This window comes from Gemmatimonadota bacterium, from assembly GCA_009838845.1.
Classification (GTDB): domain Bacteria; phylum Latescibacterota; class UBA2968; order UBA2968; family UBA2968; genus VXRD01.
The window spans coordinates 1-18144 of sequence record VXRD01000067.1 but is presented as its reverse complement, the minus strand read 5'-3'; the positions used below and the strand labels follow the sequence as shown (position 1 = coordinate 18144).

At 49.5% G+C, this 18144-nt stretch carries 11 protein-coding genes; 9 read left to right on the top strand and 2 right to left on the bottom strand.

Annotation, left to right across the window (positions count from 1 at the left end):
• Window positions 1-1167: multicopper oxidase domain-containing protein (locus F4Y39_09140; GenBank protein MYC13873.1), on the bottom strand; the 1167-nt coding region annotated here is incomplete at its 3' end.
• Between the two features lie 250 nt (window positions 1168-1417).
• Here F4Y39_09140 and F4Y39_09135 point away from each other — a divergent pair.
• The gene (locus F4Y39_09135) at window positions 1418-4213 is read left to right on the top strand and encodes a DUF1549 domain-containing protein (GenBank protein MYC13872.1); all 2796 of its coding nucleotides are present in this window, start codon (window positions 1418-1420) and stop codon (window positions 4211-4213) included.
• An 8-nt stretch (window positions 4214-4221) separates the two neighbouring features.
• Entirely contained in the window at window positions 4222-5664 is a 1443-nt protein-coding gene (locus F4Y39_09130; GenBank protein MYC13871.1) for a DUF1501 domain-containing protein, read from the top strand.
• Between the two features lie 131 nt (window positions 5665-5795).
• Here F4Y39_09130 and F4Y39_09125 read toward each other — a convergent pair whose 3' ends face one another.
• Window positions 5796-6719, bottom strand: coding sequence for a fumarylacetoacetate hydrolase family protein (locus F4Y39_09125; GenBank protein MYC13870.1), 924 nt, complete (start codon window positions 6717-6719; stop codon window positions 5796-5798).
• A gap of 150 nt (window positions 6720-6869) precedes the next feature.
• On the opposite strand from F4Y39_09125, the gene F4Y39_09120 reads away from it, so the two are divergent.
• Genes F4Y39_09120 through F4Y39_09090 form a run of 7 tightly spaced genes read left to right on the top strand, consistent with a single transcriptional unit; the run spans window position 6870 to window position 18036 of the window.
• Window positions 6870-8540, top strand: coding sequence for a sulfatase-like hydrolase/transferase (locus F4Y39_09120; protein MYC13869.1), 1671 nt, complete (start codon window positions 6870-6872; stop codon window positions 8538-8540).
• A gap of 49 nt (window positions 8541-8589) precedes the next feature.
• A complete protein-coding gene (locus F4Y39_09115; GenBank protein ID MYC13868.1) occupies window positions 8590-10158 on the top strand; it encodes a choline dehydrogenase in 1569 nt (522 codons plus the stop codon).
• 35 nt (window positions 10159-10193) lie between these two features.
• Window positions 10194-10904 (top strand): SDR family NAD(P)-dependent oxidoreductase, encoded by a 711-nt coding sequence (locus tag F4Y39_09110; protein ID MYC13867.1) that lies wholly within the window; start codon window positions 10194-10196, stop codon window positions 10902-10904.
• A complete protein-coding gene (locus F4Y39_09105) occupies window positions 10882-12417 on the top strand; it encodes an arylsulfatase (protein MYC13866.1) in 1536 nt (511 codons plus the stop codon). Before F4Y39_09110 ends, F4Y39_09105 begins: the two co-directional genes overlap by 23 nt.
• Window positions 12414-13961, top strand: a complete 1548-nt coding sequence (locus F4Y39_09100) for a sulfatase-like hydrolase/transferase (protein MYC13865.1) — start codon at window positions 12414-12416, stop codon at window positions 13959-13961. The genes F4Y39_09105 and F4Y39_09100 overlap by 4 nt, the downstream gene beginning before the upstream one ends.
• Complete coding sequence (locus F4Y39_09095) at window positions 13958-17197, top strand: glucosylceramidase (protein ID MYC13864.1); 3240 nt, start codon at window positions 13958-13960, stop codon at window positions 17195-17197. The genes F4Y39_09100 and F4Y39_09095 overlap by 4 nt, the downstream gene beginning before the upstream one ends.
• A 32-nt stretch (window positions 17198-17229) precedes the next feature.
• Window positions 17230-18036, top strand: coding sequence for an alpha/beta hydrolase (locus F4Y39_09090; GenBank protein MYC13863.1), 807 nt, complete (start codon window positions 17230-17232; stop codon window positions 18034-18036).
• Window positions 18037-18144 lie beyond the last annotated feature (108 nt).

The window sequence follows — 18144 nt, the reverse complement described above, 5'->3', positions numbered from 1 at the left end:
CCCTCGTCCCCCTCGTCCCCCTCGACCTCCTTGTCGGGGTCCAGCCAAAACCATCGGACGGGTTTTGGCGGCGAGTGAGGGATCGATGCGGGAGATAGTGTTGAGGCGCTCTGGCAGTGCGTGAGATGCACGATTTGTCGGTCGGGGAACGATCTTTAACAATCGCAGATTCCCCGTGCCGATTCCCCGGAAAAACGACGTGATCGTCCTCAGAAACCCGGCTTCCGGGTAGCTTTTCAACACCACCTCAGCACCGTCGCTGAAGTCAACCAGGATCTCGGCTCGCTCGCCGGGTGCGAGGATCACGCGGTTGGTTTGGAGGGGCGTCTCGAGGAATCCGCCATCTGTGGCGATCTGATGAAACTTTCGGTTGTCGTCAAAGCCGATGTAGTAGATTCGCGCATTCGAGCCGTTTAACAGTCTGAATCGAATGCGACGTGACTCAACCTGGAGAAATGGATTCCAGGTTCCATTGATCAGCATGGTGTTTCCAAAGACAGCACCCTGGTTGCGGGCAAAGCGAAACGCACCGTCATCGTCAAACAATCGGTCTTGAATCACGACTGGAATGTCGTCAACGCCGTAGGTCTTTGGCAGGCTCAGCGTATCACTGTTATCGTCATCGATCCACATGAGGCCAGCGACCCCCCGATAGACCTGCCGTCCCGTATTGCCATGCGGATGCGGGTGGTACCACAGCGGAGCAGCCTGTTGATCAACCGGAAAGCTGGCAGTCCACGATACTCCAGGCTCGATTTTCTGATGTGGTGTGCCGTCCATGCGAGCGGGAACGTGCATTCCGTGCCAGTGCATTGTCGTTATTTCATCCAGGTTGTTCTGGACGATCAGATCGACATCTTCGCCTCGACGTAGTCGCAGTGTCGGTCCCAGAAACGGTCCGTTAACGCCAGCTGTCGGTGTTTGTTTGCCTGGCAAGAACTCTCGGCTTCCTTCGGCAACGGTGAGGTGAAACTGCCGCCGTCCATCTACAACAGTTCCAAATAACTGTTCGGGAATCAGCAGCTTATTCTCAAAGGTCAACCCACTGTTTGTGGCCCGGATGAACAACAGCCAGTAGCAGGCCATGCCCGATAACAGTACGATAATCAACAGTTCTATTGTGATTGGCTTCAGCCGTCGGGACCTGGTCGCCGTATTTGCAGGCATGCTTTCTCCTTATATGGGTGATCCGTTTCTGATTTGACAGCAGAAATTCGTGGCGCGTTCCATTCATTGCGCATCCTAATAAAAAAAGGTCGTGAGATTAGTTCTCACGACCTTTTGACTTTGATTACTGCGCTCAATCGGTGATGATGTTTCTTGTCATTTCCAGTGGACGATTTATATTAATCAGGAAGCGATGACTCTCATAGAACTTTTCACTGAACGCGTTTTTTCTGCATTTTCTTAAGGGTTGATGGATACGATGCGCTGGCTCGTATATTTTTGTGCTTCGTTATTGTTGGGCTTATCGACTTCTGTTGCTGCTTCTGGTGAAGTCGAAGTGACGCCTGTGGCGGCAGAGAGGTTATTTGTTCGGGAAGTGTTGCCGCTTTTGAAGACAAAGTGTTTTGTCTGTCACGGCGATGACCCTGACGATGTGCGAGCAGATCTGGATTTGAGATCGCGTGAAGGGATGCTCAAAGGCAGTGCATTTGGACCCGTGCTCGTGCCGGGTAGTCCTGACGAAAGCGCAATGTACATCGCCATAAAGTGGGAAGACGGAGCACTCCAAATGCCGCCCAAAGAGAATGATCGGCTTTCGGATGCGCAGATCAAGGTGTGGCGAGAGTGGATCCTTGGAGGCGCACCATGGGTGGCTCAGGAGAAAATCCTTGAGTCTGACTCCTGGTCTGCTAAAGACGGTGTGACTGTAAAAACAAGCGGCGGACTTTCCAGAGAATGGACGGAACGTCGGTACAAACCCGAAGATCTCTGGGCTTTTGCGCCAGTGCAACGGTATTCTGTGCCGAATATAGAGGACGTGACGAGAGAGGGCGCGAAGAATCCGGTAGATGCCTTTGTCCATCAAAGATTGCAAGACGCGGGGATCACACCGGCTGGTCGAGCCGATAAACGCACGTTGATCAGGCGCGCGACCTTTGATCTGATAGGATTGCCGCCTACACCTGAGGAGATTGAGGCGTTTGTAAATGATGCGTCTGAAAAAGCTTTTGATAAGGTTATCGATCGCTTGCTGAAGAGTCCTCAGTATGGTGAGCGATGGGGGCGAAACTGGCTGGATGTTGTGCGTTATGCCGATACAGCCGGGTATTCAAATGATTTTGAACGCCCCAATGCCTGGCGATACCGAGACTATGTCATTCGATCTTTCAACGCTGATAAGCCCTACAACCGGTTTGTTATTGAACAACTGGCGGGAGATGAATTTGAGCCCAACAATCCCGAAATGTTGATTGCCGTCGGGTACTTGCGGTCAGGGCCGTGGGAACAGACCGGAATGAGCGTAGCTGCAGAAACTCGTCAGCTTTTTCTCGACGATGTGACCAACAGTGTGGGTGAGACCTTTCTCTCGATTCCGTTGCGTTGTGCCAGGTGTCACGACCATAAAGTTGATCCCATTCCAACGCGAGACTACTATCGGATGCAGGCTGTCTTTGCACCCGTTCAGTTAGCCGAACGCGATGTGCCGTATTTGTCAGCAGAAAATCAGAACAGATTTGGAGCTGGACGACTGCGCATTGAAAGTTTGCTTCAAAATGCAATCGACAAACAGGTAGAGATTAGAAAAAAAGAAGAGGATGCAACACGGAAGTGGATGGAAGAACGAGGCATGGAATATCTGTCCAAGAGGGAAAGAAGCAAATTGCCGGACGACAAACGGTTGCCCCGGTTTATTGGATTGACGCACAAAGATTTGGGTACCCAAAAAGTGCTCGCCAAACAGGTTCAGCGCTTGCGTTGGAAAAGGGATCGCTACAAACCTATTGCGCTTAGCATTTACAACGGCCCACTTGTCACACCTAGAAATGTCAAATCACGGATGATGATGCCTGAGAATCTCGAGGGTGAACTCCAAAAAGTGCATATCCTCGGCGGGGGTTCGGTTTATGCGCCAACAGAGCCGGTTTCTCCTGGTGTACTCTCTGCTGTTTACGGCTCAAATGCCGGTCTGGAACCTTCTGCGTGGAATACCATTCCTGAAACAACGAATGGGCGACGATTGGCGCTCGCAAACTGGATTGCGAACTCAAACAATCCGCTGGCGACACGTTCGATTGTCAACCGCATCTGGCAATGGCATTTCGGGCGTGGCATTGCTGGCAACAGCAATAACTTTGGCGTGATGGGCAAAAAACCTACGCATCCAGAATTGCTCGACTGGTTAACATTGTATTTTGTTGAGCACGGCTGGTCTTTCAAAACGATGCATCGGTTGATTATGAATTCGGAAACGTACCAGCGTGGGGAAAGTCCTCCTGATTGGAAAAAGGTGCAAAAAAAAGATCCGAGCAATAAACTGCTGTCCTATTTTTCACCACGTCGTTTGACCGCAGAAGAATTGCGCGATGGGATGCTGTTTGTTTCCGGCGAACTGAATCTGGAAATGGGCGGGTTGCCGATTTTTCCCGAAATCAATATGGAAGTTGCCTTGCAGCCGCGCCATGTGATGGGTTCTGTTGCGCCTGCTCACCAGCCTTCGAGAGATCCGACGACGCGAAATCGGCGCACCGTTTATGCGTATCGATATCGCGGTCTGCCCGATCCAATGCTGGAAGTATTTAACCAGCCAACCGCAGATTTATCATGTGAACGGAGGACAACATCTACAATTACGCCCCAGGTATTTACGCTATTTAACAGTCAAAACAGTTATGACCGGGCTCTGGCAATGGCGCATCGGGTGGAAAAGGAAAGCGCATCTGAGGCTGACCAGATTGAGCGCGCATTTAAATTGGCCTGGGGGCGCGTGCCTACAGTGGAAGAATATCAGAAGGCGGTCGGGTATTTGGAGAAAGCAGTCGTGTATCACCACAAAAATCCGCCCGAGATTCAAACATATGCGACAGATGTCACGCGCAGGATGTTTGAAGAGATGACTGGCGAAGCATTTGAGTTTGTCGAAAAGCTGGATGTTTATGAAGACTATGTGCCCGATCTCAAACCATGGGATGTGCAGGCTGAGACGCGGGCTTTGGCTGATTTGTGTCTGGTATTGTTTAATTCCAACGAATTTATCTATGTGTATTGAGGTGTAAAATGGATCGCAAACTCCAAAAACGGCTCAACTTGCTGGCAGCGCGTAACCTCAACCGGCGGGATTTTCTTTACGGGCTTGGCTCGAGTATTGGTTCTGTGGCATTGAGCCACCTGTTGATGCAAAACAATGCCTCTGCCAGCCAATCCAATCTGCTTGCTCCCAAACCCCAGATGGTGCCTGCCAAAGCCAAATCATGCATTTTTTTAATGATGGAAGGTGGGCCGAGCCACATTGACACATTTGATCCCAAGTCGAAACTTCAAGATCTGCATCTGACAAAGTTTGGGCGGAAGGGAAAACAGTTTTCGGCGATGGCGAGTGGAAATCGGTACTATGTACAAAGTCCATTTAAGAGCCGAAAGGTAGGTCAGTCTGGCGCAGATATGTGCGAGCATTTTGTTCATTTGGCCGAGGTTGCCGATGAGATTTGTTTTTATCGAGGCTGCCAGGCAGAATCCGTGGATCACCCGACCGCGATGTATCACATCAATACGGGCAACAAATTCGGTGGTGACCCGGCGATGGGATCCTGGGTGACTTATGGGTTGGGCACTGAAAATGAAAACCTGCCCGCGTTTATTGTTTTGCCCGAAGTGGCTTATCCTCAAGGGGGGGCTGCCAACTGGTCCAATGGTTTTCTACCGGCGCATTATCAGGGTACGCCGCTGCGATCTACTGGATCGCCTATTTTGGATATACACCCACCACCGCATATTAACCGCAACCATCAGAAAGAAAGCCTTTCTCTGCTCAAAGCGTTTAACAAATCCCATGCCAGACAACATCCCCAACACAACGAACTTTCGGCACGCATGGCGAGCTATGAACTCGCCTTCCGAATGCAGATGGAAGTGCCAGACATTATCGATGTAGAAGGAGAAAGTGAAAAGGTCAAAGCGTTGTACGGTGTTGGCGAAGAAACAACCGATGCGTTTGGTCGGAAGTGTCTGTTGGCTCGAAGGCTTGTCGAACGAGGTGTGCGTTTTGTGCAAATTTATTCTGGCGGATGGGATTCGCACGATTATCTGGCTCGCGCACACGGTTCGTTGATTCGCAGTATCGACAAGCCCATCGCTGGATTGATCACCGATCTCAAGCAGCGAGGGATGCTGGAGGATACATTGATTATCTGGTGCGGTGAGTTTGGGCGCAGTCCCGACAATGGTCTGCGAGGGGGTGGGGTGGCTTATGGTCGTGATCACAACCCAACGGCGATGCCAATGTGGTTTGCTGGTGGGGGCGTGAATGCGGGACATGTGATTGGGGAAACCGATGAGATTGGCGAAAAAGCAGTCGGTGTAGTGCATCCCATCCAGGACGTCCATGTGACGATTCTGAGGCTTTTGGGGTTGGATGATAATAAGCTCACGTATTTTTACGCTGGACGATATATGCAACTGTCGCAGACGGGTGGCAGCGTGATTGAAGAATTGATCGGGTGAATATACATGAAAAATCTATTGTTGAGCTTAAGATCCCAAAAAGGCTGCGAAATAATTTCGCAGCCTTTAAATTTTTTAAAAACATTGTGTTTTGTGGTTCCGGTGGCAAGACTTGAACCTGCGACCCTATTTTACCAACGCCTCTTCAGCGAATCGTGGACACTGACCTCCAGGTGAGAACCGAATCCTTCGATCTCCAACCGGACCACGAACCCATCCTGAATTGGTGACAGGGCTTCGTGATGGGTGCCGGTTGCTACGACATCCCCTGGTTCAAGGGTGATGACGCTGGTGATTTCCTCCAGCAACTCGGGAATGTGGCGGGCCATATCGCCTGTAGAAAAGTCGTGTTTGAGGGCGTTGTTGACCCATAGCTTCACTGAAAGATCATTTGGATTTGATACCTCATCGGCAGTCACCAGAGCCGGCCCCAAGGGAGCAAATGTGTGCCAGCTTTTTCCCAGGAAGAAGCCTCCAGGCAATCCGCGAGCTGAAACATCTATGAACTGTGTGTAACCAAAGACATGGTCCAGCGCATCGGCTTGCGAGAGGTGGCTGGCTCTCTTGCCGATCACCAGAGCCAACTCTGGCTCAAAATGGAAAACACTTGCTTCGGCGTCCGGGAGTTCAACCGTGCTGCCGGTAGGCATTACGCTGGTGTTGGCCTTTAGAAAGCCATTGAACAGCTCACGCTCGGGGTGGCTCGGCTCGATATAATTGCCGGCTGCACACATGAGTTGGCCGGGGCGGGGCAGGGGCGATTGCAAAGTCACTGTATCGAGGGCGATACCATTCCCACCTTCTATGGCGCTTTCGATTCTGGATTGTATGGCATCCCAATCAGTAATGATCATCTGCATCATTTCTTGAGCGTTGTGATGCCCCAGATCTGCGACCGAATTACCAACTGGGACGACTGTATCGCCTTGCAAAACACCCAGTTGAAAATCATTGTAGAGTACGAGTTTCATGAAAGTTTCCTCCTGAAAAAATAATGTTAATGAAGATCCTTTTTTGGGAATCCATCTCGTTTGAGCTGTGCAAATATAAGACATTTTCTCTGGGATTGAAAATCTGAATTGATGGCTTGCGATTTCTTTTACAGGTACTATATTGAGAGGTCACACCGGCTTTCAAACTCACGACAAAGGGAAAGCCTACTTTCAAGAACTGGTTGAAAAGGCCATTGTTGAGGATTAATTGTGATGCAAAAACTACCTGCCAATTTTATTTTTATTTTAAGCGACACACATCGTTATGACGCTATGTCATTTACAAATCCCTTGAAGGATCATTTTGAAATTTATACGCCTAATATGGAGCGCATGGCGAAAGAGGGGGTTAGCTTTAGAAATTGTTATACGAATCTACCCATCTGTTCGCCTGCAAGGGCGATCTATCAAACGGGTCGATGGCCCTTTCAGTGGGGCGGAATTGCAAATCACATGGATTTGAATGATCGAGTAGATGAAGAGGGTAATGAAAATAAGACTTTGGGATTTTTGTTTAAGAACGCGGGATATTCAACTTTTCATGTTGGGAAATGGCATCAGGGTTTAGAGAACAATGCTCAAAATGCGGGTTATGATGAATCGTATATATGGTCAAATGAGAGGCATGACAGCATGATATATTGCCATAACGGCGGTGATTTTCGAGACCTGGATCCAGGCGATATTTTAGGAGATAGGAGTGATATACCATATACAGGCGTTTCGAAATGCGATACATTTTCTCTTCCGGCTTTCCCAAACCATCCGTATAAAATAATTGGTCAAACCGATCAAGCCCTCGCTTTACTGGACAGGCATGACATTGATGCGTCTCCTTTTTTTCTCACGCTTTGCATGCAAGATCCGCATGGTCCATTTACAGGAACAGATAGCGCGCCTGAGTGGGGAGATTTTTCACATCGTTCTGACTATCCGGAGTTGTATCGACATGATGAAAATCATCCTGCAAAAGCCTTGAAACCCTATCAGAGCTATATAGATAACCCCGTTTATATGCCATATGATCGCATCCGTAATGCGGTCAATAACTATGACTATTACAGCAGTATTACTGCGGTGGATGAGCAATTGGGGCGGGTTTTGGATTGGCTTGATAACCAGCCTGAAAGAGTTCGGGATAATACCATTCTCATCTATACGTCCGACCATGGTGCTATGGGTGGTGCTCAGAATGTCGCAGGAGGACAAAAGAGATGGCCGCATGACCCTTCATCGAGGATACCATTTCTCGTGCGCTGGCATAAGAGTATTAAAACTCCTGGGAGGGAAGCGAATGAGCTCCTCTCATTCATTGATTTCTTTCCGACCTTTTGTCATTTGGCGGGATTAGACGAAATGTTGGCAGAAAAAAGTGATAAAGCGAGCATGGAATCATTAGGCTACTTAAAAGCCAGTCCTGGTGTGAATCACAGTAGAAATATTATGGCAGAATCAGGCGGACCTGATCCTGATTCTGTATTTTTATTTCATTTTTCCAATATGAATTCAATTTCGAGTCCTTGTCCTATTCATCGAACCGTTATAACAAAGGACTGGGTATATAGTGTCAAGGGGAAAACACGCTTGGGGGGAAAACCGAATTGGACAGAGTGGGACGAACCAGGCGGTTGGCTGTACGACCGAAACAAAGATCCGTTTCAGTTGGACAATTTGTTTTTCAATGAGAATTTTGAAGCCATTCGCACAGAGCTTCATCCTTTATTACAAAACTGGATGAAAGAGGCAGAACTTCCATTTAGAAATAGGTGGTTTGAGAAAACGACCCGGAAAAATATCAAAGCGTGGTCATCTGAATGTGGCATTCTCTCTGAAGACGAAGAAGCGATGAGAACACAGGGCCAGTCGTACGTCATGAATGTATGATGGGTAACAAGTGGGGATCCAGGATACTCCGGAAAGGCTGTGTAGCGATATGAATTACGACTACATCATTATTGGCGCGGGATCGGCAGGGTGTGCTGTTGCGGGTCGTTTGAGTGAAAGTGGGCAGTATCGCGTTTTATTGTTGGAAGCCGGTGGACCGGATGATCGAGATGCGATTCACATTCCTGCGCGATTTCCAGATCTGTTTCATACAGATAAAGATTGGGATTATGAAACCACACCGCAAGCCGGATTTAATGGGCGGCGGGATTATGTGCCACGCGGCAAAATGTATGGCGGTTCAAGTTCTATCAATGCGATGGTCTATCAGCGAGGTCATCCGAGCAATTACGATCAGTGGGCTACGATGGGGAATGACGGCTGGGCGTATGTCGATGTGTTGCCCTATTTCAAGAAGATGCAGCACCAGACGCGGGGAGGCTCTGAATATCATGGGACAGGAGGCCCGATTCATGTATCAGATCCTCGGGATCCAAATCCATTGAGTGTGGCGTTTGTCGAAGCGGCCCAGCAGGTGGGATTTCGTCTGAATCGAGACTTCAATGACGGGGATCAGGAAGGGTTTGGCCTGTACCAGGTTACACAGAAGGGAGGTCGGAGGTGTAGCGCCGCGGTGGGGTATTTGCATCCGGCATTGGAGAGGGACAACTTCACCGCGATTCCATACGCCCACGTTACACACCTTGAATTTGATGGCAACAGGTGTGTCGGTGTTCATTATATGCACGAAGGGAAGGCGCATGAGGTTGAGGCTGGTAGAGAAGTGGTACTTTGTGGCGGGGCAATCAATTCACCTCAGTTGCTGATGCTGTCGGGCATTGGTCCGCCAGAACATCTCAATGCGCTGGGTATTCCGGTTGTTAAGGCATTGCCTGGTGTGGGACAAAATTTGATGGAGCACGTTCAGGTTGGGATGGCGTATGCCTGTACTGAGGAGATTGCGCAGGCGGGCAAAGATAATCCTGAGCAAGCGATCAGATATCAGAATGAAAGAATGGGATTGCTCACTTCCAATTTGGGGGAAGCGGGCGGGTTTGTGAAATTGTCTGCCGATGCGTTCGCACCAGAATTGCAATTTCATTTTGGACCTGATTGGTTTGTTTTGCACGGGTCTCAAGATATGGAAGGGCATGGATTCACAATTCTACCGGGGCTGGTGGGCACAAAAAGTGTAGGAGACCTTAAGCTGCGTTCGGCAGATCCGTTTGATGCACCATTGATTGATCCTCAATGCCTGGTTGAGGAGGCCGATGTGCGCGTGATGCTGGAAGGTGTTAAACTGGCGCGGGAAATTGTACGGGCACCAGCTTTTGACCGATATCGCGGACAAGAGTTTTTCCCGGGGAATGACGTGCAGGGTGATCGTGCGCTGATTGACTTTATTCGCAATTATTCAACGACTATTTATCATCCGGTGGGTACGTGTAAGATGGGCAAAGATGATATGGCTGTGGTGAACAATCGACTTCAGGTACACGGAATTGAGGGCTTGCGCGTAGCTGATGCTTCGATTATGCCATTCATTATCAATGCAAATACCAATGCGCCGTGCATGATGATTGGGGAGAAAGCCGCAGATATGATTCTGGGTGGCTAAATTCACTATACACTTTTAGAAATGAAGGGATTTCCATGAAAACTAAAGATGCGACAGGACAGACTGTGATTGTAACTGGCTCGAATCGAGGAATCGGGCTTGGGTGGGTGAAGCATTATCTTAATGCAGGTGATTCTGTCGTGGCCACTTGCCGGACACCAGCGGAGGCAACAGATCTAATTGCGCTGAAAAAAGAATACGGAAATAAGCTGTTGATTGAGCAGTTGGATATGTCGAATGAAGAGCATTTCGACCGTTTGGGAGAAGCCTTAGCCCGATACAACGTGCGTATTGACATTGCTATCAATAATGCTGGCTCAGGTAGTGGGAAACCTTTTGGCGAGTGGGATACGGAGAGTTTTGCGATTACTTTCGAGGTGCATACCATTGGTTCTGCTTTATTTGCACAGATGGTTACGCCACTGCTGAACGACGGGGCAAAAATGGTGCTGACCTCATCTGGTGTGGGTAGTATTACGCGCGCCAATCGCCAAAACGAAATGGATGCTTACGCCATTGCCAAGGCAGGAGTCAATATGCTTGCCAGGCGATTGTCAATCAGGCTCGCCGACCGCAATATTGTGGTGGTTGCTCTCACACCGGGGGCTGTACTCACAGGTATGAATCCGAACGGTACGATTTCCGTAGAAGAATCCGTTGGACTGATGACCAGCACGCTGGATAAGCTGACCATGGAGGATAGTGGCAGCTTTCTTCAAAATAATGGCACAGTGGTGCCCTGGTAGCTCTTCAGAAAGGACCCTTTGTATGGCAGAGAAACCCAATGTAATCGTAATTTTTACAGATGATCAGGGATATGGCGACGCGAGTTGCCTGAATCCTGATGCGAAGTTTCCAACGCCAAATCTGGATCGGCTATCAGCAGAAGGAATCGCTTTTACCAATGGGCATTGCTCAGATACGGTTTGCACACCTTCGCGTTATGGATTGCTGACTGGACGCTATTCCTGGCGGACGTTGAAGAAACAGGGCGTTTTTCCCGCCGAAGTGCCGTGTCTGATTACAGACGAACGTATGACGCTGGCTTCAATGTTCGGGGCAAATGGATATGATACGGCAATGGTTGGCAAGTGGCATCTGGGTATGAATTTTCCCGGCGAGGTAGGCAATCGCGATTGGAGTCAGCCTGTTACCGATATGCCGTTGGATAAGGGATTTGATTATTTCTATGGCATACCCGCTTCGCTCAATTATGGAATTCTCGCCTGGTTTGAAGGGCGATATGCCAGAGTACCGCCGACAGTTTATACGGCTAAGAAGCCCAATAGCCGGCATATGGATTATCGCATCATGCCACCGTATGAGAATACGCCAGAAGAAACGCTTGAAGCATTGGGCACAAGGGGGATGGAGGTTGCGCCTGATTTTATTGACAATGAGTGTTTAACGCGGTTTACCGATAAGGCGATTGCGTGGATGCGGGGCAAAGAAGCAAGTGCCAAAAGTGGTACGCCGTTTTTTTTGTACCTGCCGTTTACATCGCCGCACTATCCTGTATGCCCGCGTGAGGAATTTTGGAATCGGGGCGATTGTGGTGGCTATGGTGAGTTTATGATTGAGACAGATCACCATGTAGGGCGCGTGCTGGATTATCTGGAACAGTCGGGATTGGATGACAATACTATTGTTGTATATACCAGTGATAATGGTCCTGAGAATTCGTGGCGTGGACGAATTGAAGAATTTGGTCATCATAGCAATGGGATTTATCGCGGAGGTAAAAGGGATATTTACGAAGGTGGACATCGGGTGCCATTTTTTATGCGGTGGCCCAAAGGCATTCAGAATCCCGGGCGCGAATGTGATGATCTGGTAGGCCTGGTCGATTTGATGGCGACTTTTGCTGAGGTTGTCGGTGCGGAGTTGCCTGCTGATGCGGGCGAAGATAGCCAGAGTTTTGCGAAGATACTCAGTGATTCTGACACACCCCACGAACGATTGCCTTTGATTAACCATGGTGCTGGGGGCCGGTTTGCAATTACAGAAGGCACGTGGAAGCTGATTATGGCGCACAAGGATGAGCCGTTGGAGCTTTACGATCTCGCGAATGATCCCGGCGAGACAAAAAACGCGATTGGCGATCACCCTGAGATTGTAGCAGACCTGACCGATAAAATTACAAGCATTGTGTGCAATGGGCGTACGACTCCTGGTGAGAATCAGGCGAATGATACCGATTACTGGGATGATTTGACATGGATTTCATCTGAGGAGTATCGGGCAAGGCAATTAAGATGAGGAACTCTCAACAAATACCGGGTCAGCGTGCCAATATTCTGATTATATGCAGCGATCAGCATCATCCAGCAATGGTGGGGTATCGGCAGTACCCATTTGTCAAAACGCCCAATCTGGATCACCTTGCATGCGAAGGCACACACTTTACGAGAGCGTATGCCAATTGTGCGGTGTGCGGTCCCAGTCGCATGAGTTTTATGACGGGGAAGTACGTTCACCAGATTGATAGCTGGTCGAATGGCGTACCTCTGTCCGAAGAAGAGAAACAAAAGACCTGGGCAGCGCGGCTGGATCAAAATGGTATCGAATCGACTTGTATAGGCAAAATCGATTCCGCGGGCACTGTTGACGATCACAATCCGGGATTTACGCACTTTGACGAACCCCTTCACCGAACGGCATGGGATCCCTATCCGAGAGAGATGCCTTTTGTCACGCGCCTTCCGGGATATACGCGTCCAGCCAGTCGGCGATTTTTGCTCGAAGCGGGTGGGGGAGATGTCGCAAAGATTGATGATCGGCAAGAGTTGGGATTCTATGGTCACGACCGCGAGGTGACAGATAAGACGCTGGCGTATTTGCGGGAAAAAGGGCAGGCTAAATCGGATTCGCCCTGGGTGCTGTATGTCGGCTATCTGTATCCCCATTGGCCGTATCGCGTACCTCAGGAATATTTCGATATGTACTATCCCGATCGCGTTTTGATGCCCCACGATGCACAGTTCCCAAATCGCGATATTCATCCCGCGATGCAGGAGTGGCAAGCCTCCAATGTATTTGGGGAAGTGACAGAGGATATGCTGCGCCGGACGATTGCCGCTTATTACGGTATGATCACCTGTATGGATGATATGATCGGCGAGATTCTCGATGAGTTGCGGGACCAGAAGCTCTATGAAAATACATACATCATCTATACATCAGATCATGGAGAATCCATGGGCGAACACGGGCTTTTTTTTAAGCACTGTTCTTATGAAGGAGCTATCGGGGTTCCTCTTGTGATCACAGGACCGGGTATTCCTGAGGGAGAGGTCAATACCGACACGCCCGTTTCTCTAATCGATCTCTATCCCACCATTTTGGACATGGCGGGGTTGGATCCCGAACTTGGTCTGCCTGGCGCAAGCTGGTTGCCACTTGTGAGGGGGAAACCACACAAACGGTCTGAGCGCGTTTTTGCAGAATGGCATGGTCCGCAACTTCGAGGCGCGTATTACATGATTGTGCGGGGGGATTACAAATACACCTGGTATGAATTTCATCCACCCTCGTTATTCAATGTGAAGGAAGACCCGAAGGAAGAGCGCGATCTCGCATCGGATATTGAACAGGCTGACAGGCTCAGGGCATTTGAAGAGGAGTTGCGTTCCATAGTCGATCCGAAGGCGACGGCTCTGCGCGCCAAGCGAGATTTGGGGCTGATTGCGCCAGATGGCACGGATATGACCGATAGTCTTATACCCTGGGTGGGATTTGAAGACGGGACACTTGAGAAAGTTATGCGTGCCGACAGTGCGCGGCATAGGAGAAAAAAGATATGACACCTGTAAATAATTCATTGCCCTTTAGACTGGGTGTGGGGTCTGCATTAAAAGCTACGGCTCTGGCTTATTCGCAGACTGTTCGCAATGAGTCGGGACTTTTGGCCTATTGGCGAGTGGGGGAGACTCAGGATGTGGATGTCGGCAGGGTGAGTTCGTATGTGGCTTTGGGAATTGTGCCACATCTGGATGAAAATCCAGCGGGCGACGCATCTGTTGAATTCTTTTTTCAAGTTATTTCCGATGAGCAGTTGGACTACGAACCCTGTCTTATTTCGCATCAGCTATCCCACGGTGAACAGACGCGATTCGCATTTCATGTGACGCGGGATTTGAATGCGCTTCGATTTCTCAATGGCACAACAAATACGCTGATTTTTCCGCCTGATGGATCTATAAAAGTGGGGCATTGGTATCATTTTTTGGCTACGAGCAAGCCGCGACAGGAATTTCGCGCTTATATCGATGGCGTCGAATGCTTTCTGGATATGGGGTCTCTGGCGTTTGGTGTGTTGCGGCAAGCTGGTCCGATACAGATTGGTGCGTCCAGCGCAAGTGGTGAGGATCGGGCTGTAAATTGTGCGATAGACGAGGTAGCTATATACAATGTGGCTCTGACACCGTTGGATATCGCACAACACGTTGATGCGGCTGGTCGAGAGTCGCTCCGAAAGCGGGTGATGCATGATCGGGAACAACGGGAGGAGGAAGAAAACGAGGTGGCGGCGGAGGCCTTTAGAGCGCGTCTAAACGATCCCACTCTGTTCGATCCCGGCGAGAGAAAAGTCTATGAAGGGCAATATCTGGATGCGATTTCTCTGCCGGTGGGAGGGATTGGTGCGGGTTTGATTCAGGTGAACGGCAAGGCAGAGCGGTCGGTGTGGCAAATATTCAATAATTTTGAACATATCGAAGTGCCCAATAGCTTTTTTGCCGTGTGGGCGAGGCCCCGGGGAAAAGAGCCTGTGGTCAGGGCGTTGCAGACTTCGGATGTTGGGGTATTTCCCGCGATGGATCGTCTGAGATTCAGGGGGGAATACCCGTTTGGGTGGTTTGAGTTCGCAGATGCTGCTTTTCCCCTTCGGGTCGAAATGGAGGTTTTTAACCCGCTGATTCCCCTCGATGTGAAATCCTCGAGTATCCCGTGTGGGATTTTCAATCTAACGGCGAGTAATGAGGGCGATTCTCCTGTAGAAGTCAGTTTTCTGGCTACGCAACAAAATGCGATTGGCATCGCGGGAGATAGTCCCAATGGGGGTTATGGCGGCAATGTCAACCGGGTGATTCGAGAGGATGATGCGACTTCGATTCATATGACGCACCTGTCGGCATCTGATGAAGATATGGTGCTGTCGGCACAGGTGGAAAATGCCAGTGCGACAGCTTCCTGGAACGGTTTGCGCGATTTGCATGAAGCATTTTCACGAGATGGTGATCTGGAATATGTCGAATCAGCGGGGCCGTCGGCTACTGGCGGAACGGCCGATTGCGCGCTGGCTACGCCATTTGTGCTTCGACCAGGGGAAAAACGCACTATCACCTTTGTGCTCTCCTGGTATTTCCCCAATACCAACCATGGTTCGCGTATATGGGTGAAACACGGCAATATGTATGCAAACTGGTGGACTGATGCGCTGGATGTTTATGCATATCTCAAGGCTAATCTCGATGATTTGACACAACAGACGCGGCGCTTTCACGATACGCTTTATGCGTCTAATCTCCCGCACTGGTTGCTGGACCGAATAAGTTCGCAGGTTGCAGTGCTGAGAAGCAAGACGTGTTTTTGGGCAAAAGATGGGTATTTTGGAGCCAATGAAGGTTGTGCTCCAACTTCGGGTTGTTGTATGGGGAATTGCAGCCATGTGTGGCACTATGCACAGGCGCATGCGCGTCTTTTTCCCGAGATCACGCGGAGAATGCGCGAGCAGACATTTGCATTGCAGGGGGAAGATGGGGGATTACCTTTTCGCCATAGCGAACGCCATTTTGAAATACAAGGCCCGGCAATTGATGGGATGCTCGGCGATATTTTGAGTACGTATCGCGAGTATCTGTGTAGTCCAGATCAGCAGTGGTTGCACGCGCATTGGCCTAGCGCGCAGAAGGCGATGAATTTTGTGATTGCGCGTTGGGATTCAGATGAAGATGGTTTGCTATCGGGTTCGCAACACAATACACTTGATGGTGAACTGTCGGGGTCAACATCGTGGATGGGGACGCTTTATCTGTCGGCTCTTGCGGCGTGTGAAAAGATGGCTGTATTGGAAGATGATGCGCAGTCCGCCGACCGATATCGCAAGTTGCATGGAAAGGGAACTGAAAACCAGAATCAGACGCTCTGGAATGGCGAGTATTACGTGCAGAGTCCCGACGAGGATGCCCATGAAGACTACGGAGATGGTTGCCATATCGATCAGGTGCTGGGTGAGTGGTGGGCACCACAGGTGAATTTGTCGGGTCACTATCCCGAAGAAAATGTCCGTTCGGCACTGCGGTCTCTTTTGCAGTACAATTTCAAGCATCATTTTCGGACGACGACACAACGGCCGAGAAAATTTGTCGATAATGACGATGCGGCAATGAAGATGATTTCCTGGCCAAAGGGTCCTCAGCCATTTCGCAGTATGAAATACGGCGACGAGGCAATGACGGGTTTTGAGTATGGCGCTGCTGCAGCGATGGTTCAGTTTGGAATGCTCAAGGAAGGCCTGATGGTTGCCCGGGCTGTTTACGATCGCTACGATGGCAGGTTGCGCGATCAGTTGACGGAGATGAATACAGCGTCGTGGGGATATAGTGGGAATCCGTTTGGCGATGATGAATGCGGCAAATTTTATGCACGGGCGATGAGTGTGTGGTCGTTGTTGCTCGCTTGCCAGGGTTTTGTATATGAAGGTCCCAAAGCGCGAATAGGCTTTGCACCTGTATGGAAATCCGATGATCACGTATCCTTTTTTGCTGCAGCCGAAGGATGGGGTCTGTTCAAGCAGAGACGAGATGTGGAAATGCAGGTTATGGAGTTAAGCGTTGAATGGGGGCGTCTGCCCATTCGGATATTTGAATTTGAAGTGCCCGAAGGTCGGCATGTACAATCGGTTGTTGCTTCTATCGGTGGGGAGGTAGTCAGTACTACTGCTTCATTTAGCGACGATAGAGTGAGTCTGACCCTGAAAGAAGAAGTGGTCTTAACTGCTGGAGATAAGATGGCCATTGAGGTGTCGGTCAATCGGTGAACCCTGACAACAAAAAAAGAAAGGATTAGGACATGAACCAACCCTTGCAGTTGAAGAGATATTTTTGGGACGCAGTTGTTGCGACCATGGTTTGCTCGTTGGTTACCGCATCAGAAACAGATGCACAACCCGATGGGAATGAATGGGTTGAACTTTATGAACCTCACGTTTTCAACGAGATGCCATATCGGCTGTTGAAGCCCATAGATTTTGATGCGGACAAGCGCTACCCTGTTATCGTTTCATTGCATGGTGGCGGTGGCCGGGGGACAGATAATCGAAAACAATTGCGTGGCTGGAATAGACTTCTTGCAGACGAGCAGAGGCGAAAAGATTATCCCTCTTATGTGCTCGCCCCGCAAGTCAGTCATTTGTGGAACGCAGAAGACCTTCAAAAGATCAAGGATTTCATTGCAACATTACCATCCGTTGATATGGATAGAATATACGTTCTGGGGCACTCCATGGGGGGGCACGGTACCCATGTCTTTTTACAAATTGATCCCCATTATTTCGCAGCGGCAGCCCCTTCAGCTGGAACGGGTTTGCCTCAGACAGAAGAATTTATCGATGCGTCAGTGATTAAAGATGTTCCGATATGGGCTTTCCACGGGGATCAGGATAAGGTCTGTCCATTCGACCGCGCTCAAAAACTTTTTGGAGAGATAAAGAAATTGGGTGGGAATATGAAGTTCACGATCTGGGCTGGTGATGGACATGGTGTTGCTATGAAAATGATTACCGGTGCCGACAATGGCAGCACCCAACTCAGCAGCGATCGCTGTGATCCCGAGCCGGTTTTTATGAAATGGCTTTTTGCACAGAAACGCACGCTGTGAGTAGATTTTTTCGCACTTAATGAAGAACAGCATGTTCATATTTTGGGATGTAAATTGAACATTGTGTTGCAAATATTGTACTGATTTTTTTGTCGTTAAATCTATAAG

Excerpts from the sequence above, each read along its gene's own strand:
- F4Y39_09090 (MYC13863.1), top strand. The coding sequence starts at position 17,230 with ATGAACCAACCCTTGCAGTTGAAGAGATATTTTTGGGACGCAGTTGTT.
- F4Y39_09120 (MYC13869.1), top strand. The coding sequence starts at position 6,870 with ATGCAAAAACTACCTGCCAATTTTATTTTTATTTTAAGCGACACACAT.
- F4Y39_09130 (MYC13871.1), top strand. The coding sequence starts at position 4,222 with ATGGATCGCAAACTCCAAAAACGGCTCAACTTGCTGGCAGCGCGTAAC.
- F4Y39_09100 (MYC13865.1), top strand. The coding sequence starts at position 12,414 with ATGAGGAACTCTCAACAAATACCGGGTCAGCGTGCCAATATTCTGATT.
- F4Y39_09095 (MYC13864.1), top strand. The coding sequence starts at position 13,958 with ATGACACCTGTAAATAATTCATTGCCCTTTAGACTGGGTGTGGGGTCT.
- F4Y39_09115 (MYC13868.1), top strand. The coding sequence starts at position 8,590 with ATGAATTACGACTACATCATTATTGGCGCGGGATCGGCAGGGTGTGCT.
- F4Y39_09135 (MYC13872.1), top strand. The coding sequence starts at position 1,418 with ATGGATACGATGCGCTGGCTCGTATATTTTTGTGCTTCGTTATTGTTG.
- F4Y39_09125 (MYC13870.1), bottom strand. The coding sequence starts at position 6,719 with ATGTCTTATATTTGCACAGCTCAAACGAGATGGATTCCCAAAAAAGGA.
- F4Y39_09110 (MYC13867.1), top strand. The coding sequence starts at position 10,194 with ATGAAAACTAAAGATGCGACAGGACAGACTGTGATTGTAACTGGCTCG.
- F4Y39_09105 (MYC13866.1), top strand. The coding sequence starts at position 10,882 with ATGGCACAGTGGTGCCCTGGTAGCTCTTCAGAAAGGACCCTTTGTATG.